A 22,407-nucleotide genomic window follows, 5' to 3' on the forward strand; every position below is an offset into this window, starting at 1 on the left:
TGAAGGGAGTGTTGCTGTATGGGTAAATTTCTCAAATTGATCGCCTCCGCGGCCGTCATCAATCTCGCCGCCGGTTCTCTCGCCATGGCTCAGGAGGGCCCCATCACGCTGGGCGTTCAGGTTCCGACGACCGGTTCCGAAGCCACCTACGGCAAGGACATGTTCAACGCCATGTCGTTGGCCGCCGACGAGATCAACGCCAAGGGTGGATTGCTGGGCGGCCGTCAGATCGAGCTGGTCACCGGCGATACCGCCTGTGACCCGCAGCAGTCGGTCAACGCGGCCAGCCGTCTGGCCTCGCGGGAAGTCGTCGGCGTGGTCGGCGGGTATTGCTCCGGTGCCACCCAGCCCACGCTCAAGACCTACGGTGATGCCAATATCCCGTTCGTGATCGTGGCCGCCAACTCGACGCAGCTGATTCCGGCCAATCCGGGCAACGCGGTCATGATCAATTCCACGGGGAACGATCAGGCCAAGACCGCGCTCGACTTCTTCGAGGGCGAAGGCATCGAGAAACTGGCCATCGTCAATCAGGGCGACGCCTATTCGCAGGATCTGGCCAACCTGACCCGCGATGCCTGGACCGGCGCCGGCCACACCGTCTCCGCGTTCGAATACATCAACAAGGGCGAGCAGGACTTCTCCGCACTGGTCAACAAGATCCGCGGTTCCGGTGCCGAAGCGGTCTTCTGGACGGCCTACTACGCCGACGGCGGCCTGCTGATTCGTCAGCTCCGTCAACGCGGCTTCCAGGGGACCATCGCGGTGGGCGATGGCTCCAACTCGCCGGAGCTGTTCAACATTGCCGGCCAGGCGGCGGAAGGCGTGTTCGCATTCTCCAATCCGACCGCCGATTTCCTGCCGGCCGCCAAGCAGTTCATCAGCGACTATCAGTCCAAGTTCGACAATGCGCCGGGGCCATATGCACCGCTCGCCTACGATGGCCTGCAGTTGATGGCCTGGGCGATCGACAAGGCCGGATCGACGGATGCCGATGCCATCATCAAAGCCCTGAACAGCGCCGATGGCAAAGAGTGGCTGGCTGGCCCGATCTCCTTCACCTCCCAGCATACCCTGGCGCGCAGCAACTTCGTGGTGCTCGAAGGGCAGGGCGGCAAGTGGACCCGCTACGAGAAGAAATGACGGGTAGCCCCGTGGCCCGAGCTACCGCTTGAGCCGACGGTGCCGGCAAGCGCTGCGGGTTCGATGATCCCCGCAGCGCTCCCGGCGCACCCTTGCGCTTTCCGCTGTCCAGAGATGCACGCTCATGACCTGGTACGACTCTTTTCTGCAGCAGCTCGTCGACGGGCTGGTGTTGGGCTCCTTTTATGCCCTGGTGGCGCTCGGTTACACCATGGTGTTCGGCGTCATCAAACTGCTCAACTTCGCCCACGGCGATCTCTACATGACCGGTGCCTTCGCGGGTTTTGGCGGACTATCGCTGATCTCCGGTTTCGTCGGCGCCGGCTGGCTCGGCATCTTCATCGCCATGCTGCTGGCAATGCTCGCTGTGGGCTGTCTTGGCGTGGTGATCGAACGGGTGGCCTACCATCCCATGTTCGGCGCGCCGAGGCTGTCGATCCTGATTACGGCGCTGGCGGTTTCGCTGGTACTGCAGAACGCAGCGCTGGCACTGACCGGTGGCCAGTACACCGCGTTTCAGACCGATCTGGGATTCGGTGGCTTCAACCTCGGCAATCTCTTTCTTTCCTATAACCAGATTGTCCTGGTCGCGACCGCCGCGGTGTTGCTGATTGCGCTCGAACTGTTCGTTTCCAAGACGTTGTACGGGCGCGCCATGCGTGCGGTGTCGATCGACAAGGACATGTGTCGGATGATGGGAATCAACGTCTCCGCGGTAATCGCGGTGACGTTCTTCATCGGCTCGGGGCTGGCCGCCGCCGCCGGCACCATGGCGGGTGCGTACTACGGCAGTATCTGGTACTTCATGGGCTTTCTGATCGGATTGAAGGCCTTTACCGCCGCGGTGATCGGCGGGATCGGCAGTATTACCGGGGCGATGCTGGGGGGCCTGATTCTGGGCCTGCTGGAGTCCTTCGGTACGCACATTCCGTTCATCGGCAGCGAGTGGAAGGACGTTTTCACCTTCTCGATCCTGATTCTGGTGCTGGTATTCAAGCCCACCGGACTGCTGGGCAAATCCGAAGTGGAGAGGATGTGACATGTCCGAACCCAAACCAACCCCGGTGACTGCCCCAGACGGCCAAGAACCGCGGCCGCGGAATCTGTTTCAGCGCCTCTATGCCGCCTTCGAATCGCCGGGAAGACGGCGCGCACTGCATGTCGTCATTCTGGCCATTCTGATCGTCACGCCATGGATATCCAGTCAATACACCACGGTCATTCTGACCAACGCGCTGCTCTACGTCGTGCTCTGCCTGGGGCTGAACATCGTGGTCGGCTATGCGGGGCTGCTCGATCTCGGCTACGCCGCCTTTTTCGCCGTCGGCGCCTATACCGTCAGCATTCTGACCCAGCAGTTCGGGGTCAACTTCTGGGCGGCCATTCCGTTTGCCCTGCTGGCCGCGGCGCTCGCCGGGGTGATCATCGGCGGGCCCACGCTGCGTCTTCGCAGTGACTATCTGGCGATCGTGACGCTGGGCTTCGGCGAAATCGTGCGCTTCACCGCGCGCAACCTGGAGATCACCGGTGGTGCCAGCGGTCTGTCGCACATACCGGAGCCGTCGCTGTTCGGCTGGCACATCGATAGCTCGATCGACTTCTACTATGTCTTCGTAGTGCTGGCGGTGGTGGCCTATGTCGCCAGTCAGCGGCTGTTCGATTCCCGGCTGGGGCGGGCCTGGCTTTACGTGCGCCACGACGAGGACGCCGCCGAAGCGATGGGGATCAATCGCGTGGCGACCAAGCTGGCAGCGTATGTGACCGGGGCCATCTTCGGGGCGATCGGCGGGATTTTCTTCTCGGTCAATCTGGGGGCCATCTCACCGGAGAGCTTCAGCTTCCAGCAGTCGGTGCTGATTCTGCTGGCGGTGGTGCTGGGTGGCATGGGCAAGATACCCGGCGTCATCCTGGGCGCGTTCATCGTGGTGCTCGGCCCCGAATTGCTGCGTGATTTCGGCACCCTGCGACTGCTGATATTCGCCGTACTGCTGTTGCTGATCATGCTGTTCCGGCCGAGTGGTATCTGGCCCGAAAAGAGATCCTAGGAGAAAGCGATGCTGCTGCAACTGAAACAGGTGTCGCTGAGCTTCGCCGGCAACACCGTACTGCACGATGTCGACTTCGGTGTCGAGGCGGGGCGCATTCACAGCCTGATCGGCCCCAACGGCGCCGGCAAGACCTCGATGTTCAACGTGATCACCGGCTTCTATCGCCCGCAGCAGGGCGATATCACCCTGGATGGCGAGCGTATCGTCAAACGCAAGCCGCATGCCGTGACCCGGATGGGCATCGCTCGTACCTTCCAGAATGTGCGCCTCTTCCGTGAGATGTCGGTGCTCGAGAACGTCATGGCCGGACAGCACTGCCGGACCAAGTCCGGTGCGCTGGCGGCGATACTGCGCCTGCCGAGTCAGCGCGCCGAAGAGCGCCGGATTCTCGAGACCAGTCTCGAGTGTCTCGATTTCGTCGACCTGCTGGGGCAACAGGAGCGACTGGCGACCAATCTGGCCTATGGGCATCAACGCCGGGTCGAGATCGCCCGCGCCCTGGCGACCGAGCCCAAGCTGTTGCTACTCGACGAGCCGGCGGCGGGGCTCAACAGCAGCGAGAAACAGAGCTTGATCGAGCTGATTCGACGCATCCGGGACGAGCGCGGCGTCGCTGTGCTGCTGATCGAACACGACATGAGCCTGGTGATGAACGTCTCCGAGCGGATCAGCGTGCTCGATCACGGCAGTCTGATCGCCGAGGGCGACCCCCACACGGTGCAGAACGACCCCAGAGTGATAGAGGCCTATCTCGGTCAGGACGAGGAGGAGCTGGCGCTGTGACGCAAACCACCACACGACCCGAGGCCACACGCCCCGGGGCATCGGCCACCGCCAAGCGGCCTGACAAGGTGCGTCTGAGCATTCGCGACGTCGAAGCCTATTACGGCAAGATTCAGGCGTTGCGAGGCGTGACACTGGATGTCCACGAAGGCGAGATCGTGACCCTGCTGGGCAGCAACGGCGCCGGCAAGTCGACCACGCTCAAGACCGTGTCGGGATTGGTGCGGGCGCATCGGGGCGACGTTCAGCTCGAAGGGGAGTCGATCGCCAAGCTCGCCGCCCACGACATCGCCCGCCGCGGCGTGGTCCACGTGCCCGAAGGGCGCCGGATCCTGCGTGGGCTGACGGTCAAGGAGAATCTGGAGCTCGGCGCGTTCACGGTCAAGGACAACGCGCTGCGCCGCCAGCGACTCGACGAGGTCTACGGGCTGTTTCCGATCCTCCACGAGCGCCGCCATCAGGATGGTTCGCTACTCTCCGGCGGACAGCAGCAGATGCTGGCGATGGGGCGCGCCTTGATGCACGGGCCCAGCGTGATGCTGCTCGATGAACCCTCCATGGGGTTGGCGCCGAAGCTGGTGACCGACATCATGCGCATCATCAAACGTCTCAACGAGGCCGGGACCACGATCCTGCTGGTGGAGCAGAATGCGCGCCTGGCGCTGCGTCTGGCGCATTACGCCTACGTGATCGAGAACGGCGAGATCCGCATGCAGGGCGCTGCCGCCGAGCTGCGCGAAGACGAATCCATCGTGAAGGCCTACCTGGGCGTCGGCGAGTGACGACGTGGCGTTGCATCCAGATCGCCAGCGCCCTGTCGAATGTCGGAGGATCGAATGCAGACCAGTCGGGTGATTCATAGCGTCAGCTGTCATGCCGAGGGCGAGGTCGGGGACGTCATCGTCGGCGGGGTGGCGCCGCCGCCCGGCGACACGCTATGGGAGCAGTCGCGCTGGATCGCACGCGACCAGACGCTGCGCCACTTCATGCTCAACGAACCTCGAGGAGGCGTCTTCCGGCACGTCAATCTGCTGGTGCCGGCCAAGGATCCGCGCGCGCAGATGGGCTGGATCATCATGGAGCCGGAAGACACGCCGCCGATGTCCGGTTCCAACAGCTTGTGTGTCGCCACCGTACTGCTCGAGACCGGCATTCTGCCGATGCAGGAGCCGGAGACGCAGCTGGTGCTGGAGGCGCCGGGCGGGGTGATCGAGATGGTGGCGCGCTGCGAGAATGGTCGGGTGCTGGACGTCACCGTGCGCAACCTGCCTGCATTCGTCGACCGGCGCGATCTGCAGCTCGAAGTGGAAGGGCTCGGCACGCTTCGCGTCGATACGGCTTTCGGCGGCGACAGTTTCGTGATCGTCGATGCTGAGGATCTCGGCTTCCGACTGGTCCCGGACGAAGCACGGGAGCTGGTCGAGGCCGGCATCCGCATTACCAATGCGGTCAACGAGCAGTTCGGCTTCCATCATCCCGCCAATCCCGAGTGGCGGCACGTCTCGTTCTGCCAGATCGCCGCGCCGCTGACGCGGGAGGGCGATGCCTGGCTTGGGCGCAATACGGTGGCGATTCAGCCCGGCAAGCTCGATCGTTCGCCTACCGGTACCGGCTGTTCCGCGCGCATGGCGCTGCTGCATGCTCAGGGCAAGCTCGGGCTGAACGAGACCTTCATCGGCGAATCGATCATCGATTCACGTTTTTATTGCCAGCTCGACGGCACGACTCGCGTTGGCGACAAGGAAGCGGTGACGCCGCTGATCCGCGGCCGCGCTTTCATCACCGGCACCCATCAGCACACCCTCGACCCTCACGACCCGTGGCCCGCCGGCTATCGTCTCGCCGATACCTGGCCGCGCATCGGCGACCGCTAACGAGCCTCGATTCGGCGCTCGGTCAGGAGGTCGCCGGTTCGGATGCCTGCGCCGCGGGCTTGATCCCGGGGCGCTCGGCCATGATGCGTCCCAGCCGCTCCAGCGCCAGCTCGAGGCGCTCGACCAGCCCCTCCAGGAGGACACGGCGATCGGCAGGCACGTTGCCGTGGGCGGCGATGGCTTCGTCCAGACGCTGACCCGCCTCGCGAATGCCTTGCGGCTGGCGGCCGTTGGCGCTCTCCTCGAAGCCGCTGGCCAGCGCGCGCAGTAGCTGGCGATGGGCACGTCGAATCAGCGGGTGTGGCGCATCGTCGAGACGGTCACGCAGACGCAGTGTCGCGGTGCCCAGATCCAGCCCGGTCAGCCCCAGAATGAACAGGTGACGCTGGTCCTCCGGCAGCATGTCGTCGTGCTGCGCCAGTTGCAGGATACGATCGGCCATGTGTCCGCTGAAGCGGGTCTCGGCATCGCGTATCGAACGCCGGCGCAAGTGACGGATGTCCCGGGAAATGGCATTGATCAGGCGGCGCCGACGCAGACGCGTACCCAGCCCCGGCAGCAGCCGGAAGCCCATCGCCACGCAGGTCAGCCCGATGATGACTGCGACGGCACGGTTGGCGAAGCTGTCGAACGAGAAATCCATGTTGTTGCCGGGCATGGTCAGCAGGATGTTGAAGATCGTGAAGGCCAGGCAGTAGCCCATCGTCGCCGGATTGGTCGCCCCCAGCAGCCCCAGGAACAGCGGCGTGCCGAACAGCATGGCCAGCATCGGAAAGCCATGGGCTTGAGAAAGCAGCACATGGCCGAACAGAAAGGCGCTGGGGATCGCCGCCAGCATGCCCTTGTAGAACATCATGGTGATCGCGACCGGATTGTCGCGGCTGGCAAAGAACGACGAGAACAGCGTGCCCAGCAGCATGGCGACCATGGCGCTGTTCCAGGCGGTGAGAATCCAGAATGTGGCCAGCGTGCCGAATACTAGTCCCGAACGGATGGCGTTGATGCCGGCGGCAAGGTGATCGCGATGCCAGGCCAGCGAGGCCGAACGCAGCTTGTGGGTGCCGGGCGAGGCGATCGCTTCGCGGGCGTCGAGCATCACCATGGCGTGGCCGATCGATTCCCGCAGCCCCAGGCGTGCGCGCCGATCCAGCGGCGCCATGCCTTCCTCGTCACTCTCGTGTACCAGATGACGCAGATCTTGCAGTTCCTGACGCGCCTTGGGCACGCCCTTGACGTGTTCCGCCTCGCGAAAGCCCTGGGCGACCCGGCGCGCAATCTCGATGCTGCGGGGGTCCAGCTTATCGGCGTGATCGTGAAGCATCTGGTGCAGCGCCTGCAGATTGGCCAGAAAACGCAGCGTGCGGCGGGTCAGGACGTGAGTCGCGCGGATTCGGCCCGGCCCCTCGGGGCCTTCGAAGCGTGCTGCCTGGCTATCCGTTTCCAGCACTGTCAGCGGGCCCAGGCTGCCCCGCAGCGCCTTCTGCATGGCGGGAATATCGTCGCTGGCCTCGAGGCGCAGGGCGGCGTTCTCGAACGCTTCGTTGATGACCGTATCGGCCTGGTCGGAAAGATGCTTGCCGACCCGCGAGGGCCACAGCAGTGAACTGACCAGGGTGGCGCAGATGGCGCCCAGCCCCAGCTCCGACAGTCGCGCCACCGCGATATCGAAGATGCCTCCCGGCGTGCTGCCGTTGGAGATCACCACGATCAGCATGGCGGTGACGGCCGCCATCAGGCAGCCGTAGGTGTAGTTATTGCGCCACAGGGAGCCGACGTAGGTACATAGCATGATCCACAGCGTCAGCGTGATCAGCGCCGGCACTCGCGCCTGGGCGAAAAGCGCCATGATGATGATTCCCGCCGTCGCACCGATCAGCGTGCCGCTGATCTGACAGATGCCTTTCTCGATGACCATGCCGCTCATCGGCCGGATCTGCAGGAAGGCCGCCGAGATCAACGCCCAGTAAGGGCGGTCGAGGTTGAACCATAGCGCCAGGTAAAGCGCGATCATCATCGCCAGGGTGGTCTTGATGGCGAACTTGACCGCCGAGACCTCGGGCATCAGATAGGTCTGGACGAGGGGCGGCATGCGCATCACTGCGTGTCGTCGACAGCGTTCTGGTCCGGCGTCCCGTCAGGCTGTTGCGCCTGCTGGGTCGGGCGTCGGTCGGCAGGGACATTTTCAGGCGTGGCCGTGCTCTTCGGCGGCGAGACGCGATCGCCTGGATGATCGCCGTCCGGCTTTTCGATCCGCACCGTTGCCGTCATGCCGGAGCTGAGCAGCGTCTCGTCGGGAATGTCGTCCAGGGTGATGCGCACCGGGATACGCTGGGCCAGCCGCACCCAGTTGAAAGTGGGCTGAACCTGCGGCAGCTGCTGATTGTTGAGCGTGGTGTTGGCGTCCGCGATGCCCCGGCCGATCCCGGCGACGTGCCCGCGCAGATGGGTATCGCCATTCATCAGCGTGACCGAGGCCGGATCGCCGACCCGGATCGAGGGCATCTTGGTCTCTTCGAAATAGCCCATGACGTAGTAGGAGTTCGACTGCACCAGCGCCATGACCGCGGTGCCGCGGGTTACGTAGTTGCCGGCGGCGAGCTGCAGATTGAGCACATGACCGCTGACCGGCGCCACGACCTGGGTACGCTCGAGGTCGAGCTTGGCGCTGGCCAGATCGGCCTGGGCCTGCTTCAGATTGGCGGCGGCGACCCGGCTGTTGATCTGGGCGATCTGACGATCTTCGGCGCTGATCGAACGGCTGCTTAATTGACTGCGGCGCTGGGCCTCGGTCTGGCGCAGCTTCAAGGTCGCTTCACGATTCTCCACCGTCGCCTGCGCCTGCTCCAGAGCCGCCTGATAGCGTGCAGGGTCGATCTCGAACAGGGTATCGCCCTTGGCGACGAGGCCGGTGTCGTTGACGTTCAAGGTGCGTACCCATCCGGAAACGTCCGGGGCGATGGTCACGACTTCCGCACGCACGCGCGCATCTCGAGTCCATGGCGTGAAGAGGTAGTAGTTCCACAGCCAGAAACCGGCGGCCACGGCGATCGCGACGACGACGAGGGTCAGGAGGACACGTAGCGAATTGCGCATCAAGTACTCTCGAGCAGGACGGAAAACAGAAAGGTAATGCCGGCAGTGAACATCACGAACAGCGAAACGTCGAACCAGGCCTCATACCACAGCGCGCGCTGACCGATCATCCAGTGCAGCAGCGAGCGCACGGCGATGGTGGCGATGAATCCGATCATCGCGTAGAGCAGCAGTGGGCTGATGAAGATTCCGCCAACGGCGATTTCCTGTAGACCCATACGTATCCTGTTGGCAGTGAGATAATTCGATAAGCGATAAATGTTAGCGCGCTATTTATTTTACTGTCAGATGCCTGCCACTTCAAAAGAATGCAGCCTAGTCTAGCTTGAAACCGGAATATCGGCGCACCATCCGGACGCTTCCTGCCGCCCTGAGAGCTGGTTGTGTTGGGGCAGATCCAGCCGAGTAGCATTCCCGTTCGAACCGCCGTCGGCATCTCAAGCCTCATCGACAGCCGGGACCACGAGTTCGGGCGGCGCTTCGAAGGCTATCTGACAGCAGCGATTGCGGCCCTCCGCCTTGGCCTGATAGAGCGCGCGGTCCGCTCGCGTCATCAGACTCTTGAGGCTATCCCCCTCGTGGCGCTGACTCACGCCGATACTCAAGGTCATCGACAGCGTCACGGCATCGTTCACTCTCAGCGGTGTATCGGCGATGGCGGCGCGTAGTCGTTCGGCGACTAGACCTGCGGCCTCGCATGACCTACCCGGCAGCACGACGGCGAACTCCTCTCCGCCGACACGACCCAGCAGAGCATTGTCCCGCATCAGGCCGCCGAGTTGCTGGGCCAAGGTTCGCAGCGCCTGGTCGCCCACCGGATGACCATGCTCGTCGTTGATTTGCTTGAAATGGTCGATGTCGATCAGCAGCACGCTCAAGGATGCTCTTCGGTCTCGTCGCAGCTGCTTGACGGCGGCGCGTAACAACGCTCGTCGATTATAGAGCCCCGTCAGTGCGTCGGTAGCGGCCAATTGTTGGAGCTTGTGCTCCATCGCTTTGCGATGCGTGATGTCGAGACACCAGATCAGCCATGCGGATTGTGCGTGGATACGTAACGGTCTTGCGGTCAGCAGGGCCCAATAAGGTGAGGTCGGGCAGAGTCGTGCCTCTACCTGATGAAGCGTTTCCCCGCGCTTCAGTCGTTCGGTGGTAAGCCGGTAGTCGTCCTGGTTCTCGAACAGTGTCTCGAGATGGAAATCTTCGGCGCGTCGAGTGCCTGTCTGGGCCAGCAGGTTGTCGCTCACGTAGAACACCCGGCGCTGATCGGCACTGAGTAGGGTGACATCGCTCGGCGTCGAATCGAGGATCGTCCGCAGCAAGGCTTCACGTTCATGGAGCAGCGCTGTGCGACTTTGAACGCGTCGTTCGAGAGAACTGTTGAGTATCTGGAGCTCTCTGGCAAGACGTCGAGAACGACGTTGCGAGCTCAGGATGCGCAAGGCCAGGATAAGGCAGCCACAGGCCATCAATATCAATGTGCCGGTCAACCGGTGAAACGTCAGTTGCAGTGATTGTCGCTCGCTGTCGAGCTGTGCCGCGACCGCGATATTGGATATCACGATCAGGTCGTGCGCTGGGCGCAATTGCCCTGGCAGAACGTTCAGCATGTCCGAAGCGACGCGCCTGGCGCCGGCGTCATCCTGCCAAGCCAATTTCTGCATCCAGTTCGCGCTGAGTGAGTCGAGGCGCTTGATCGTAGCCCTTGCCTCCGGCCTAGGGACCGGCAGATAGTCGAAGACGCGGGTGTGGCGGAAGGGGTCGAGCGTATTGCGCATGACACCGAGGCGCATCATCAGTGCGGTGGCGCCTTCCTGTCCTTTCTCGACGGCACGGGCGGTATTGAGTAGACGCTGCATTTCCGAGCGTAACTGATAGCCTTGCCACACCTCGGTATGCAGCCCGGGCGAGGCGTAGTCATCGCCTTTGTCAGAGATCAGCTTGAGGCCGGCAAGCGCGGAGACGATCATCGCGGTGGCGAGTGCGATCAGCAACATGATCGGCCAGCGCCGGCTCGTGCCGCCCCCGTTTGTTTCCTGTTCAGTCACTGTAGCTGGAGCTCGCTCAGTTGCCATACGGTTCGGCTGTAGTACGTGCGCTCGTGGAGTTCGGGGTACTCGGAATAGGGGTACATGACTACCAGCGGCCCATAGCCGTCGACCGTGAGATAGCGTCCATCGCGGCGGTAGGCGACCACGGGATCATATTGCTCCAGGTCCGATCGGGGAATGACGTCGCTGTAGTCGTCGAGGCCCACGGCGCGCATTCTGTCGGGCAGCACGATCGCTCGACTTTCCAGCAACACTTTCATCGAGACCCCCGACCAGCGAGCTTCAGGATCCGCGGTGTCGGGGATCGAGCCCGCGATCTCGCGCTTGGGTAACCCCTCGATATCCGATAACGTCAATGTCGCCAATACTTGCCCGTGGGGATCGACGATCCTGAGCAGCGCCATATCCTCGGGATAGGGCGGTTCATCGGCCAATGCCGATAAAGGAGACAGCGCGATCACTAACCCAACGATGAGTTGTCGCAACATGATTTCTATTCCCAGGCTTTTTCTTGTTATCGGCGAAACGGTGGTTTTCTGGACTTCCGCATCATCGGGTTCTGCATCGAGTGTCAGGCGTTGTCATCCTCGACTAATACGCGTGAAAACTTGACGATCTCGTCGCGCCGGTCGGCCCAGCCCAGGTGCTGCCAGAAACGGTGAGCTTGGTGATTATCCGCCAGCGTGTCGAGATGCACTTTCTCGATCCCCGCGTCCAGCAGCGCCGCCAGGCAGCGCTCGACCATCGTCCGGGCGAGTCCGAGGTGACGGTAGTCCGGGTCGACCATGACGTGTTGCAGATAGCCGCGTCGGCCATCGTGGCCGGCCATGGCGCAGCCGACGATACCTGTTCCCTCGGCTGGGCGCGCCACGAAGCTCAATCCGGGGTTGCGCTCGAGATAGCGCTGCGTGGCCGCATAGCCATCGGCGGTTCTGAGCACCACACCCGGGGTGCGCAGCATCATGGCGGCGAAATCCGCGTGATCGTCGGGGGTCATGGGCTGGATGTCGGGCATCGATTGATGGTTCATGGGGCAGCACTCGATTGGCGGTGACGTCGGAAACGGATGTTGATGACGGCGAGCCCGGCAATGACCATGGCGCCGCCCGCGAGCTTGTTGAAGCCCAGCGGGTCGCCCAGCAGCCAGACCCCGAGAATGACGGCGAAGACCGGCATCAGCAGGGTCAACGGTACTACTCGGCTGACGGGGTGTTTCTGTAGTAGCCAGTACCATAGCCCGTAGGCGGCGATCGACGACATCACCGCGGTGTAGACCACGGCACCCCAGCCGGCCCAGCCAGCCTGCTGGATCGCCTGCCACTGATGATCCTCGAATAGCCAGCTACCCAGCGCGACCAGCGGGATCGCGAACAGCGAGATCCAGCCGGTCAGGGTCAGCGGTGCGATCGGCGGGGCGAGCTTGATGATCATGGTCGAGACCGCCCAGAAAAACGCGCTGGCGAGCAGCAGGGCGGTGGATGCCGGCGGCGGCAGCGAAGGGCCGCCGGCCAGCATCACGACACCGCCGAATGCCAGGATCAATCCGACGATTCGCCGTGAGCCGAGTTTCTCCTTGAGGAATATCGCCGCCAGCAGCGTCGCGAACGGTGTGCCCATCTGTACCAGCAGGGCGCCGGTACCGGCTTCCGATCGCTGCAGGCCCAGAAACAGCAGCGGGAAGTGCAACCCGCCGAAGGTCACGGCCAATACCAGAATCCAGGGCAGCTGCCGACGTGAAATGCGTGTGAACGGCACCACCAGCACGGCGACCAGCATGAAGCGAAGAACCGTTACCAGCAGGGGTGGCAGATCCTCGATCCCGACCTTGATCACGATGATATTGAAAGCCCAGATGGCGATGATGCCGAGGCCGATCAGTAGATGCTTGAGAGGCACGCGCGATACTCGTCTTTAAGGGCGTCGTTTAAAAGCGTCTGTTACGTTCGAAGATATCGTTCAAGAGCGCTGCCGCATGGCGCTGATGAGACATTGTCCCAGCGCCTCGGACGAGAGCAAGGTTATTTTGAGCTGGCGTGCCGATCGTCGCTCCGAGACATTGCGAATCCTTGCTATTGGCGCGGCATCTCGGCATCCCTTACTGGGGATGAATGCGCTACCATGCGCCAGAATGCCTCCACAACTCATCCGGCAGGTGTCATGGCGACGATAAAACCGTTGGCGAAAATGATGATCCAGGGCGCGTTGCTGGTGTCGGTATTGCTGACGATGCCTGCTTGGGGAGAGACGTCGCCACGCCATGAGCTGACTGTCGATAGCGGGCAGCGTGAACATAGCCTTCAGGTCGAGATTGCGAGAACGCCAGCAGAGCGCGCGAAAGGACTGATGGAGCGGCAAGCGTTGCCTGCCGAGGCGGGCATGCTGTTTCTCTACGCTAGCGAACAGTCGGGAGCCAACGCGTACTGGATGTACAAGACCCGAATCCCGCTGGATATCGCCTTCATCGACAGCGAGGGCGTGATCCGTTCGCTCAAGACGATGTCGCCTTGTCACGCCGAGCAGTCTAGCCAATGTCCCGTCTATCCGGCGGGCGCGCCATTCCGCGCGGCGCTGGAGACCAATGCCGGATACTTTGCCGCGCGCGGCATCGGCGTGGGCGATCGCATCGAACTGGCGCCGTGGCTGGATTCGCCCTGAAACGCATTCGTTTCCTGCATGAGACATGCCGATAACGGACTGCTAATTCGACGCGCGAGTTCGACGCGCGAGCGCGCTGTTTTTCGCGGCCGGTGTCTCGAGAGCGGTAGCTGCAGGCCGACCGGTGCTGCCATTTCAGCGATAGGGCGATGGATATGCCGTTCGCAAAGGTTTTGCCAGCTCAGAACACGCTATATGATGTCGCGCCGTCGGGTTAAGCTAGTTCGCGATACGTATGTTGCAATAGATAAGTCCACGGGCAGGGTGCGATGTCAATCACGCCTGTGAGGCACGCCGCTCAGCCTGTCGTCTTCGCGGTCGGAAAAGCCGATCAACACAATAAACGGGAAAAATTCGAGGTATGCGCATGAAACGCCACGCATTAACCGCAGCCATCTTCTCCACGGCCCTGATGGGGGTCGCATCGGTCTCGACGCCCGCCATGGCGCAGGATCAGCAATACATCACTATCGGTACCGGCGGTCAGACCGGCGTCTACTACGTCGTCGGCCAGTCCGTCTGCCGGATGGTCAACCGCAGTGCCGAAGAGAGCGGCATCCGCTGTAACGCGCCGTCGACCGGCGGCTCCGTTGCCAATATCAACGGGATCAAGTCCGGCGAACTGAACATGGGCGTCGCTCAGTCGGACGTCCAGTTCAACGCGTATGAAGGCAAAGCGCAGTTCGACCAGCCGATGGAAAATCTGCGTTCGGTCTTCTCGCTGCACGGTGAGCCGCTCACCATCCTGGCGCGTGAAGATGCCAACATTCATTCCGTACAGGACCTGAAGGGCAAGCGCGTCAATATCGGCAACCCGGGTTCCGGCCAGCGCGCCACCATGGAAGTGCTGATGGACGCCGAGGGCTGGGACACCAGCGTGTTCTCGCTGGCTTCCGAACTGGGTGCGGCCGAGATGGCCTCGGCACTAGCCGACAACAACATCGATGCGATGGCCTACGTGGTCGGTCACCCCAACGGTGCGATCCAGGAAGCGACCACTACCGTTCCTTCCAATCTGGTGCCGCTGAACGACGATGTGGTCAAAGGGCTGGTCGACAAGTTCCCCTACTACAGCATGGCCACCATTCCCGGCGGCATGTACGAGGGTAACCCGGATGACGTCGAGACCTTCGGTGTCCGCGCCACCTTCGTCACGTCTGCCGACGTCGACGACGAAATCGTCTATCAGACCGTCAAGGCCGTGTTCGACAACTTCGATCGCTTCAAGCGCCTGCACCCCGCCTTCGCCAACCTGAAGCCGGAAGACATGATCAGTCAGGGTCTTTCTGCACCGCTGCATGAAGGTGCCAAGCGCTACTATAAAGAGCAGGGCTGGCTGTAAAGGAAAAGGGCAGGCTGTAATCGCCCACAGCGCCATTCTTCCAGGATGGCGTTGACACTCTGACGCGGTGGTTGGTGACAACCGCCGCGTCGTTGGATCGAGTCCCCGCGACGCCTGGCGTCGCATCGAATCAAGCGCGAAATGATGTCGTCTCGATGTCCTTTCGCCTACCGGCTGCCAAGGGAGCGCTGAGTCATTCTCCGAGCGAGATGAAGCGCAAGGCGCACGGAACGCAGAAGGTGAGACATAACTTGGGGTTAGGTGAGCCTTCGAGTACCGCGCACAAATTCGCCGGGAGCGAATTTGAACGGCCGTAGGCCGGCCTTAGGTGACCGCCAGGGATGGCGGTCATAGCGTAGCGATTCGCTCGCGCAGACAATTATTCAGTGTTTCCTCAAGTCAGGATCTGCTCATGACGGACAACAAAACTTCTGGCCCTGATCAGGCCAAGCTGGACGAACTGGCTGCGACCGATACCGGGGGGCGCAAGCTGACCGGGATGCCGAATCGCCTGTTGCTGGGCATAGCGGCGCTGTGGTCACTGTTTCAGCTCTGGATCGCTTCGCCGCTACCCTTCATGGTCGGGTTCGGTGTCTTCAGCGCCACCGAGGCGCGTTCCATCCACCTCGCATTCGCGGTCTTTCTTGCCTTCATGGCCTATCCGGCGTTCAAGCGCTCTCCGCGCGAACGCATGCCGACCCTCGACTGGGTCATGGCGATCGTGGCGGCGTTCTGCGCCTCCTATCTCTACTTTTTCTACGCGCAGCTGTCACAGCGTCCCGGTGCCCCGATCCTGCAGGATGTGATCGTCGGCGTCATCGGCATCGTGCTGCTGCTCGAAGCGACGCGCCGCGCGCTTGGCCCGCCGCTGATGATCATTGCCTTGATCTTTCTGATCTACTCCCTCGCCGGGCCCTACATGCCGGGCATTCTGGCCCACCGTGGTGTGAGCTTCTACGGGCTGGTCAATCACCAGTGGCTGACCACGCAGGGGGTGTTCGGGATCGCGCTGGGGGTTTCCACCAGCTTCGTGTTCCTGTTCGTGCTGTTCGGCGCGCTGCTCGACAAGGCCGGGGCGGGCAACTACTTCATCAAGGTCGCATTCTCGTTGCTGGGGCACTATCGCGGCGGGCCGGCCAAGGCGGCCGTGGTGGCGTCCGGGCTGACCGGTCTGATCTCGGGTTCGTCGATCGCCAATACCGTGACCACCGGTACCTTTACCATTCCGATGATGAAGCGCGTCGGTTTCAGTGCCACCAAGGCCGGTGCGGTGGAAGTCTCCTCGTCCGTCAATGGCCAGATCATGCCGCCGGTGATGGGCGCGGCAGCTTTCCTGATGGTCGAATATGTGGGCATCTCCTATCTCGAGGTGATCAAGCACGCCTTCCTGCCCGCGGTGATCTCCTATATCGCACTGCTCTACATCGTTCATCTCGAAGCCATGAAAGCCGGTATGCAAGGGCTGCAGAGCAGCAATCCGGTGCGCCCGTGGATGCGCAAGATTCTGGGTTTCCTGACCGGTCTGGTCGGTTTGATGCTGGTATCCGCCGTCGTCTATTACGGTCTCGGCTGGCTTCAGCCGGCGTTGGGCGAGGCCGCCCCGTGGGTGATCGCGGTATTGCTGGCCGCCGTTTACGTTGGCCTGATCAAGCTGGGCTCGAACTACCCGCCGCTGGAAATCGACGATCCGAACAGCGAGATCACCACGCTGCCGCGGACCAAACCTACCGTGATGGTGGGGCTGCACTACATTCTGCCGGTGATCGTGCTGGTGTGGTGTCTGATGGTGGAGCGGCTGTCGCCGGGCCTCTCGGCATTCTGGGCCACCGCCTTCATGATCTTCATCATCCTGACGCAGCGCCCGATCGACGCCTTTTTCCGCGGTCAGAGCGACCTGGCCAACGACATCAGACGCGGCGGGAAGGATCTGCTGGAAGGTCTGATCGATGGCGCCCGCAACATGATCGGTATCGGCATCGCGACCGCTACCGCGGGGATCATCGTGGGTGCGGTGGCACAGACCGGTGTCGGCCTGGTGCTGGCGGATCTGGTCGAGACGCTGTCGATGGGCAACCTGCTGCTGATGCTGCTGCTGACTGGCGTGCTCAGTCTGATCCTGGGCATGGGCTTGCCGACCACCGCCAACTACATCGTGGTATCGGCACTGCTGGCGCCGGTCATCGTCCAACTGGGCGAGCAGAACGGCCTGATCGTGCCGCTGATCGCCGTCCACCTGTTCGTGTTCTACTTCGGCATCATGGCCGACGTCACGCCGCCGGTAGGTCTGGCGTCATTCGCGGCGGCGGCGATCTCCGGCGCGGATCCGATCCGCACCGGCTTCCAGGCGTTCTACTACAGCCTGCGCACCGCGGCGCTGCCGTTCCTGTTCATCTTCAATACCGACCTGCTGCTGATCAACGTCGACTGGATCCATGGCGTCATCATCTTCGTGGTGGCAACGGCGGCGATGCTGATCTTTGCGGCGGCGACGCAGGGCTTCATGCTGGTACGCAGTCGCTGGTACGAGAGTCTGCTGCTGTTGCTGGTCGCTTTCACGCTGTTCCGCCCCGGCTTCTGGATGGACATGGTCGATGCGCCCTATGAAGAGGTGCCGCCGGCGCAGTTCGAAAAGGCCCTGGGTGAGATCGGCCCCGACGGTCATCTGATGACGCGTATCGACGGTCTCGATGCCTACGGTTCGCCCACCAGTTTCGTGATCCAGGTGCCGGCGACCGAGGGCGATACTGGGGCCGAGCGGCTCTCGAGCCTGGGTCTGCATCTGATGCAGGAAGACGGCAAGACGCTGGTCGACATGACCGATTTCGATAGCCAGGCGGAAAAGCTCGGTTTCGATTTCGATCAGCAGATCGTATCGGTGCGTATCCCCACGTCTCAGATGCCGAAAGAGTTGATGTGGATCCCGGGTCTGTTGCTGTTCGGGCTGGTCGTCCTGCTCCAGCGGCGTCGACGTGAACCCAAAGCGAGCAAGCCGGAACGCGTCGCGACCGCCTGACGCGGGATCGCTAGCGTGGCAACATGACGGTCGTCTCTCCGGAGACGGCCGTTTTTTTATTCGATTCGATCGCGCCGATGTCGTTGCGCCGCTTGATCGTCAGCATGAACGAGGTGACCGTGAGCTTTCCCGACGCATCCATCGACTATCGCCAGAACCCGGAGTGCTACCGTATCGGTCATGGGGAACGCGGCGTGTTCCACGTCCATCCCTACAAGGACGAGCTGCTCCCGCTGTGGGCGATTCGTAACGAGGCCGATGCCAGGCAGGCCGTTGCCGACATCCATGAACGCTACCGCGACTATCGCCAGCAGGGCGATTTCGTCGGCATGGACATGGCGCGCAAGTATCTCCAGATGGGTTACACCCGCGCGCGGCGCTATGCGCGCTATCCCGGTGGGCGCAAGAAGGATGCGGAGGGTCGCCTGCGGCAACCGAGCAACGCCGACGCCGAGAAGGCACGCATTGCCGAGCACTATCGTGAGATGCTGGACCAGGTACGCGACGACCAAGCCTACCAGCGTGCCAAGCGTGACTATCAGCGTCGGCTGAGATCCGCCAAGCGCTGATTCCCGCGGATTCGCGTCATCACTTTTCGCAAGGAGTCTTTCGTGCCAACCCTCGCTGCCATTCATCGTTATCCGATCAAGTCCACGGCGGGCTCATCGTTGCAACGTGCTCGAGTCGAGGAAGAGGGCCTGGTCGGCGATCGCCGGTTCATGGTGGTCAAGCCCGACGGCACTTTCCTGACGGCGCGGACGCATCCCGGGCTCCAGCTCGTTCGGGCACAGTTCGATGGCGAACGCCTCACCGTGACTCACGGCAGGCTGCCGCCGGTGGACGTGGCGCGCCAGGAGTTTTCGGGTCAGCCGTTCGAGACTCAGGTCTGGGCCGACCCCTTCACGGCAACTACGACCCATGACTCGCTCGACGCGTGGTTCAGCGAGGCTGCCGGCGAACCCGCGCGGCTGCTGTGGCTGGGCGAGCGATCGTCGCGCTACCGGGAGTCGATCGGTGTCCGGGTAAGCTTCGCCGACGGCTACCCGCTGCTGTTGATCTCCGAGGCCTCGCTGGAGGATCTCAACGCGCGTACCGATGGCACTCATGTGATGGCCCAGTTTCGGCCCAATCTCGTCGCCACCGGCACCGAGCCCTACGCCGAAGATCGCTGGAAGCGTATTCGGATCGGCGACGTCACGTTTCGGATCGATGCGCCCTGCGCACGCTGCGCCATGGTGACGGTCGATCCGGCGCGCGGTGAAAAGCGGGTCGACAAGGAGCCGCTCAAGACCTTGGCAGGCTATCGTCGAGGCGACAAGGGCAAGGTCTATTTCGGTCAGAATCTCGTCGCGGAAAATAGTGGCGACATCAGCGTCAACGACTCGATCCAGGTGCTGGAATTCGTCCGTTGACATGAACCCGGCATGAACGCCATCGGCAAATGGCGTTCATGCCTGCAAGCGTTACGAGCGATTGAAATCGATTCATCTTCACGCAAGGTTGTCGCGCCTTCTGTTACATTAGTTTTTATTAAATTTTTGATGTGTCCTGCCTTCGTTTTTATTTCATGAAGCCCGCTGTCATGCCGGGTTCATCTATACCTCCGTCCCTGCTCCGGAAGCCCCATTTTACGTTTTGGGACAGTCGGTACTCGCCGTTTGGCTGCTATCCGATGTCAGTGGGTCTCTTCTGTCACGTTTTTCCGAATCAACATTCCATCACCTAGCCTTACGAAATTTGCCGTCTGCAAAGCGGATTCTGCTTGCCCGTTCCAGCCTCCTCGCCGTACCACTGAAAGCGAAGCCTGCGCCTTTCGTCTCATGCCGATTCGTCTCCTTCGATTTGAACCTTCGGCTCGTAGTTATCGATAGGGCAGGTGATTTCACCAGAACCTTGTGTTGAGACCGCGACTGGTATCGAAACCGACCGACGTTCCCGGTTGCTCACGGACAAGGCTCTTCGATCGCCACCATACGGGAGTGCTGGACATGCAATTCTTCGACCGACTGTTACTCGAAAACCGGGCCTGGGCCGACGACATGAAGGCTTCCGATCCGGAGGTCTTCCAGCGGCTTCATCAGGGGCAATCGCCTGCCGCGTTATGGATTGGTTGCTGCGACAGTCGAGTACCGGCGGAGCAGATCTGCAACGCCAAACCCGGCGAACTCTTCATCCATCGCAATATCGCCAATCTGGTGCATGAAGACGACGCCAACGTCTCGAGCGTGCTCGAGTACGCGATCAACGCGCTCGAGGTGGATCACATCATCGTCTGTGGCCATCGCGGCTGCGGCGGCATTCAGGCGGCAGTCAGCGGTGGCGATGCCCTGCAGGCACTGCCCTATGTCGACAGACATCTCGGCCAGGTCAAACGGCTGGTCGCCGATCATCACGTGGCGCTCGAGCAGTTCTCGCAGCTCAGCCAGAAGGTCGACCACGTGGTCGAGCTCAACGTGATCGCCCAGGTCGAACGGCTCGCCGAGATGAGTCTGGTCACCGATAGCTGGCAGGCCCGTCGGGCGCCGAGCCTGCACGGCTGGGTCTACGACCTCGCGAGCGGGTATCTGGATGAAGTCTGTCGTCGCGAGGCGAAAGGGCTCGGGTCCGAAAGCGCCGAGCCCGACTGGCAGCGCGCCGCGGCCGGATAGAACAACTCCTTTTACGCTGTGACTCATGGATTCGAGGACACGACGATGACGACATCAAGACAGACTGCATCAAGACAGACGGCGCCCATAACGTCGACGACATCAACACCTCACGACAACTCCGGCACCTTGTCCTTGCGACATCTCTCCCGGGATATCCCGGCGGGAATCGTCGTCTTCCTGGTTGCGATTCCACTCTGTCTGGGAATTGCACTGGCGTCCGGTGCACCGCCTATCGCAGGGCTCGTCGCCGGCATGATCGGCGGGCTGGTGGTGACGATGTTCAGTGGCTCCGCGCTCAGCGTCAGCGGCCCGGCCGCGGGGCTGACGGTGATCGTGCTGGATGCGATCGAGCAGTTGGGCAGCTTCGCCGCGTTTCTGATCGCCGTGATTCTGGCCGGCGTACTGCAACTGCTGATGGGCGTGTTCAAGCTGGGGCGAATTGGTGCCTTCGTGCCGACCTCGGTGATCAAGGGCATGCTAGCGGGTATCGGTCTGATTCTGGTGCTGGGGCAGTTCCCGATGGCGCTGGGTCACCCGCTGGATGACATGCCGGCGATCACCGATCCGGTGGCGCTGTTCAGCGACATCTCGCCGCTGGCCACCCTGATCGCGCTGTTCAGTCTCGGTCTGCTGGTGCTGTGGGAGCAGCCGATCATCAAACGCCACCGCGCGCTGGCGCTGATTCCGGGCCCGCTGCTGGTGGTGCTCGGCAGTATCGCCATCGATCGCCTGGTCGGTGGTGCGATGCCTGGCTGGGCTCTGAGTGCCGGGCACCATATCGATCTGGGCGGGCTATCCGGGCCGACGGAACTGATCGGGCAGATGACTCACCCCGACCTTGGCGCTCTGGCCAATCCGGCGGTCTACACCGTCGCCATCACCATCGCCATCATTGCCAGTCTCGAAACCCTGCTGAGTCTGGAGGCGATCGACAAGCTCGATCCGCTCAAGCGTCACTCGCCGCCCCACCGCGAACTCAAGGCCCAGGGTATCGGCAACATGGTCTGCGGGTTGGTCGGCGCGCTGCCGGTCACGGCGGTGATCGTGCGCAGCTCCGCCAATGCCAATGCCGGTGGCCGAACCCGGCTGTCGAGTTTGATACACGGCAGCCTGCTGCTGGTGAGCGTGGCGTTCCTGGCGATGTGGCTGGAGCAGATTCCCTTGGCGACCCTGGCGGCGATCCTGCTGCATACCGGCTACAAGCTGGCCAGGCCGGCGCTGTTTCTCGATCAATACCGTGAAGGCATGCGTCGCTTCATCCCGTTCACCGTGACGGTGATCACGATTCTTGCCACCGATCTGCTGATGGGCGTGCTGGTAGGGCTAGTCTGCAGTCTCTACTTCCTGCTGCAATCGGGTTACCGCTCGGCCATTGCTTGCACCCGGCGCGGCGATCACATGCTGCTCAAGTTTCAGCAGGACGTCTCGTTTCTCAATCGCGAGGAAATGCGCCAGTGTCTCGACGCCGTGCCGGATAACGGGGAGCTGATCATCGATGCAATCGGTGCCAACTACATCGATCCGGATATTCGCGAAGACATCGACCGCTTCGTCGAGAACGCCGCGGCCCGGGGGATCGTGGTCGAACTGCGCGACGTCGAAGGGACCAGCGGCACGTTCGGCGATGTCGAAGCCGTCCCCGCGACTGCCCGCATCGTCTGAAACGGGCCTGAAGAGGGCCTATAAGAGGACCCTTGAGATAAGCCACCTGCCAACCGCCGCCTTCCCACGGGACGCGGCGGTTGGCTTTGCCGGGT

20 protein-coding genes are annotated in these 22,407 nt (G+C 62.3%); 13 read left to right on the forward strand and 7 right to left on the reverse strand.

Translation table 11 applies throughout. The features are described from left to right. Positions 1–18: 18 nt before the first annotated feature. The 6 genes from BTW08_RS01870 to BTW08_RS01895 all read left to right on the forward strand — a co-directional run bounded on the left by BTW08_RS01870 (position 19) and on the right by BTW08_RS01895 (position 5,848). The gene (locus tag BTW08_RS01870; RefSeq protein WP_075560814.1) at positions 19–1,143 is read left to right on the forward strand and encodes a branched-chain amino acid ABC transporter substrate-binding protein; all 1,125 of its coding nucleotides are present in this window, start codon (positions 19–21) and stop codon (positions 1,141–1,143) included. A gap of 124 nt (positions 1,144–1,267) precedes the next feature. Further along, positions 1,268–2,182 (forward strand): branched-chain amino acid ABC transporter permease, encoded by a 915-nt coding sequence (locus BTW08_RS01875; protein ID WP_075560815.1) that lies wholly within the window; start codon positions 1,268–1,270, stop codon positions 2,180–2,182. 1 nt (position 2,183) lies between these two features. Continuing rightward, the gene (locus tag BTW08_RS01880; protein WP_075560816.1) at positions 2,184–3,188 is read left to right on the forward strand and encodes a branched-chain amino acid ABC transporter permease; all 1,005 of its coding nucleotides are present in this window, start codon (positions 2,184–2,186) and stop codon (positions 3,186–3,188) included. A gap of 9 nt (positions 3,189–3,197) precedes the next feature. Beyond that, positions 3,198–3,974: an ABC transporter ATP-binding protein gene (locus BTW08_RS01885; RefSeq protein ID WP_075560817.1), complete on the forward strand. Its 777-nt coding sequence runs from the start codon at positions 3,198–3,200 to the stop codon at positions 3,972–3,974. Positions 3,975–4,042: 68 nt separating this feature from the next. After that, entirely contained in the window at positions 4,043–4,756 is a 714-nt protein-coding gene (locus tag BTW08_RS01890; RefSeq protein ID WP_075560857.1) for an ABC transporter ATP-binding protein, read from the forward strand. Positions 4,757–4,810: 54 nt separating this feature from the next. After that, positions 4,811–5,848: a proline racemase family protein gene (locus BTW08_RS01895; RefSeq protein ID WP_075560818.1), complete on the forward strand. Its 1,038-nt coding sequence runs from the start codon at positions 4,811–4,813 to the stop codon at positions 5,846–5,848. A gap of 22 nt (positions 5,849–5,870) precedes the next feature. On the opposite strand, the gene BTW08_RS01900 is transcribed toward BTW08_RS01895, so the two are convergent. From BTW08_RS01900 to BTW08_RS01930, 7 genes are all read right to left on the reverse strand, one after another. Beyond that, positions 5,871–7,943 (reverse strand): FUSC family protein, encoded by a 2,073-nt coding sequence (locus tag BTW08_RS01900; protein WP_348638906.1) that lies wholly within the window; start codon positions 7,941–7,943, stop codon positions 5,871–5,873. Continuing rightward, a complete protein-coding gene (locus BTW08_RS01905; RefSeq protein ID WP_075560819.1) occupies positions 7,943–8,941 on the reverse strand; it encodes an HlyD family secretion protein in 999 nt (332 codons plus the stop codon). Before BTW08_RS01905 ends, BTW08_RS01900 begins: the two co-directional genes overlap by 1 nt. Next, positions 8,941–9,159 carry a DUF1656 domain-containing protein gene (locus BTW08_RS01910; protein ID WP_075560820.1) on the reverse strand — a complete coding sequence of 73 codons (219 nt, stop codon included), beginning with the start codon at positions 9,157–9,159 and terminating at the stop codon, positions 8,941–8,943. Before BTW08_RS01910 ends, BTW08_RS01905 begins: the two co-directional genes overlap by 1 nt. 219 nt (positions 9,160–9,378) lie before the next feature. Beyond that, positions 9,379–10,935, reverse strand: coding sequence for a diguanylate cyclase (locus tag BTW08_RS01915; RefSeq protein WP_075560821.1), 1,557 nt, complete (start codon positions 10,933–10,935; stop codon positions 9,379–9,381). A 47-nt stretch (positions 10,936–10,982) separates the two neighbouring features. Further along, positions 10,983–11,477, reverse strand: a complete 495-nt coding sequence (locus BTW08_RS01920; protein ID WP_075560822.1) for a hypothetical protein — start codon at positions 11,475–11,477, stop codon at positions 10,983–10,985. Between the two features lie 83 nt (positions 11,478–11,560). Then, complete coding sequence (locus BTW08_RS01925; protein WP_210403173.1) at positions 11,561–12,019, reverse strand: GNAT family N-acetyltransferase; 459 nt, start codon at positions 12,017–12,019, stop codon at positions 11,561–11,563. Then, complete coding sequence (locus BTW08_RS01930) at positions 12,016–12,885, reverse strand: EamA family transporter (RefSeq protein ID WP_075560823.1); 870 nt, start codon at positions 12,883–12,885, stop codon at positions 12,016–12,018. The genes BTW08_RS01925 and BTW08_RS01930 overlap by 4 nt, the downstream gene beginning before the upstream one ends. A gap of 261 nt (positions 12,886–13,146) precedes the next feature. On the opposite strand from BTW08_RS01930, the gene BTW08_RS01935 reads away from it, so the two are divergent. From BTW08_RS01935 to BTW08_RS01965, 7 genes are all read left to right on the forward strand, one after another. Further along, positions 13,147–13,644 carry a DUF192 domain-containing protein gene (locus tag BTW08_RS01935; protein WP_075560860.1) on the forward strand — a complete coding sequence of 166 codons (498 nt, stop codon included), beginning with the start codon at positions 13,147–13,149 and terminating at the stop codon, positions 13,642–13,644. A 367-nt stretch (positions 13,645–14,011) separates the two neighbouring features. Continuing rightward, on the forward strand, positions 14,012–14,986 hold the full coding sequence (locus BTW08_RS01940) for a TAXI family TRAP transporter solute-binding subunit (protein WP_075560861.1): 975 nt from the start codon (positions 14,012–14,014) through the stop codon (positions 14,984–14,986). A gap of 412 nt (positions 14,987–15,398) precedes the next feature. Next, on the forward strand, positions 15,399–17,999 hold the full coding sequence (locus BTW08_RS01945; protein WP_075560824.1) for a TRAP transporter permease: 2,601 nt from the start codon (positions 15,399–15,401) through the stop codon (positions 17,997–17,999). 77 nt (positions 18,000–18,076) lie between these two features. Beyond that, positions 18,077–18,568 carry a DUF4385 family protein gene (locus BTW08_RS01950; RefSeq protein ID WP_246837622.1) on the forward strand — a complete coding sequence of 164 codons (492 nt, stop codon included), beginning with the start codon at positions 18,077–18,079 and terminating at the stop codon, positions 18,566–18,568. A 42-nt stretch (positions 18,569–18,610) separates the two neighbouring features. Next, a complete protein-coding gene (locus BTW08_RS01955; RefSeq protein ID WP_075560825.1) occupies positions 18,611–19,411 on the forward strand; it encodes an MOSC N-terminal beta barrel domain-containing protein in 801 nt (266 codons plus the stop codon). Positions 19,412–19,987: 576 nt separating this feature from the next. Continuing rightward, positions 19,988–20,647, forward strand: coding sequence for a carbonic anhydrase (locus BTW08_RS01960; protein ID WP_075560826.1), 660 nt, complete (start codon positions 19,988–19,990; stop codon positions 20,645–20,647). A 129-nt stretch (positions 20,648–20,776) separates the two neighbouring features. After that, a complete protein-coding gene (locus tag BTW08_RS01965; RefSeq protein WP_075560827.1) occupies positions 20,777–22,312 on the forward strand; it encodes a SulP family inorganic anion transporter in 1,536 nt (511 codons plus the stop codon). The last annotated feature ends 95 nt before the right edge of the window (positions 22,313–22,407 follow it).

The sequence above is a fragment of the Salinicola sp. MH3R3-1 genome (assembly GCF_001937155.1).
Taxonomy (GTDB): Bacteria; Pseudomonadota; Gammaproteobacteria; order Pseudomonadales; family Halomonadaceae; genus Salinicola; species Salinicola halophyticus.

What these genes read in the sequence shown, in the direction of transcription:
- BTW08_RS01870 (WP_075560814.1), top strand. Translation starts at nt 19, where the DNA reads ATGGGTAAATTTCTCAAATTGATCGCCTCCGCGGCCGTCATCAATCTC.
- BTW08_RS01875 (WP_075560815.1), top strand. Translation starts at nt 1,268, where the DNA reads ATGACCTGGTACGACTCTTTTCTGCAGCAGCTCGTCGACGGGCTGGTG.
- BTW08_RS01880 (WP_075560816.1), top strand. Translation starts at nt 2,184, where the DNA reads ATGTCCGAACCCAAACCAACCCCGGTGACTGCCCCAGACGGCCAAGAA.
- BTW08_RS01885 (WP_075560817.1), top strand. Translation starts at nt 3,198, where the DNA reads ATGCTGCTGCAACTGAAACAGGTGTCGCTGAGCTTCGCCGGCAACACC.
- BTW08_RS01895 (WP_075560818.1), top strand. Translation starts at nt 4,811, where the DNA reads ATGCAGACCAGTCGGGTGATTCATAGCGTCAGCTGTCATGCCGAGGGC.
- BTW08_RS01900 (WP_348638906.1), bottom strand. Translation starts at nt 7,943, where the DNA reads ATGCGCATGCCGCCCCTCGTCCAGACCTATCTGATGCCCGAGGTCTCG.
- BTW08_RS01905 (WP_075560819.1), bottom strand. Translation starts at nt 8,941, where the DNA reads ATGCGCAATTCGCTACGTGTCCTCCTGACCCTCGTCGTCGTCGCGATC.
- BTW08_RS01910 (WP_075560820.1), bottom strand. Translation starts at nt 9,159, where the DNA reads ATGGGTCTACAGGAAATCGCCGTTGGCGGAATCTTCATCAGCCCACTG.
- BTW08_RS01915 (WP_075560821.1), bottom strand. Translation starts at nt 10,935, where the DNA reads ATGTTGCTGATCGCACTCGCCACCGCGATGATCGTCTCCGCGCTTGCC.
- BTW08_RS01920 (WP_075560822.1), bottom strand. Translation starts at nt 11,477, where the DNA reads ATGTTGCGACAACTCATCGTTGGGTTAGTGATCGCGCTGTCTCCTTTA.
- BTW08_RS01925 (WP_210403173.1), bottom strand. Translation starts at nt 12,019, where the DNA reads ATGAACCATCAATCGATGCCCGACATCCAGCCCATGACCCCCGACGAT.
- BTW08_RS01935 (WP_075560860.1), top strand. Translation starts at nt 13,147, where the DNA reads ATGGCGACGATAAAACCGTTGGCGAAAATGATGATCCAGGGCGCGTTG.
- BTW08_RS01940 (WP_075560861.1), top strand. Translation starts at nt 14,012, where the DNA reads ATGAAACGCCACGCATTAACCGCAGCCATCTTCTCCACGGCCCTGATG.
- BTW08_RS01945 (WP_075560824.1), top strand. Translation starts at nt 15,399, where the DNA reads ATGACGGACAACAAAACTTCTGGCCCTGATCAGGCCAAGCTGGACGAA.
- BTW08_RS01950 (WP_246837622.1), top strand. Translation starts at nt 18,077, where the DNA reads ATGTCGTTGCGCCGCTTGATCGTCAGCATGAACGAGGTGACCGTGAGC.
- BTW08_RS01960 (WP_075560826.1), top strand. Translation starts at nt 19,988, where the DNA reads ATGCAATTCTTCGACCGACTGTTACTCGAAAACCGGGCCTGGGCCGAC.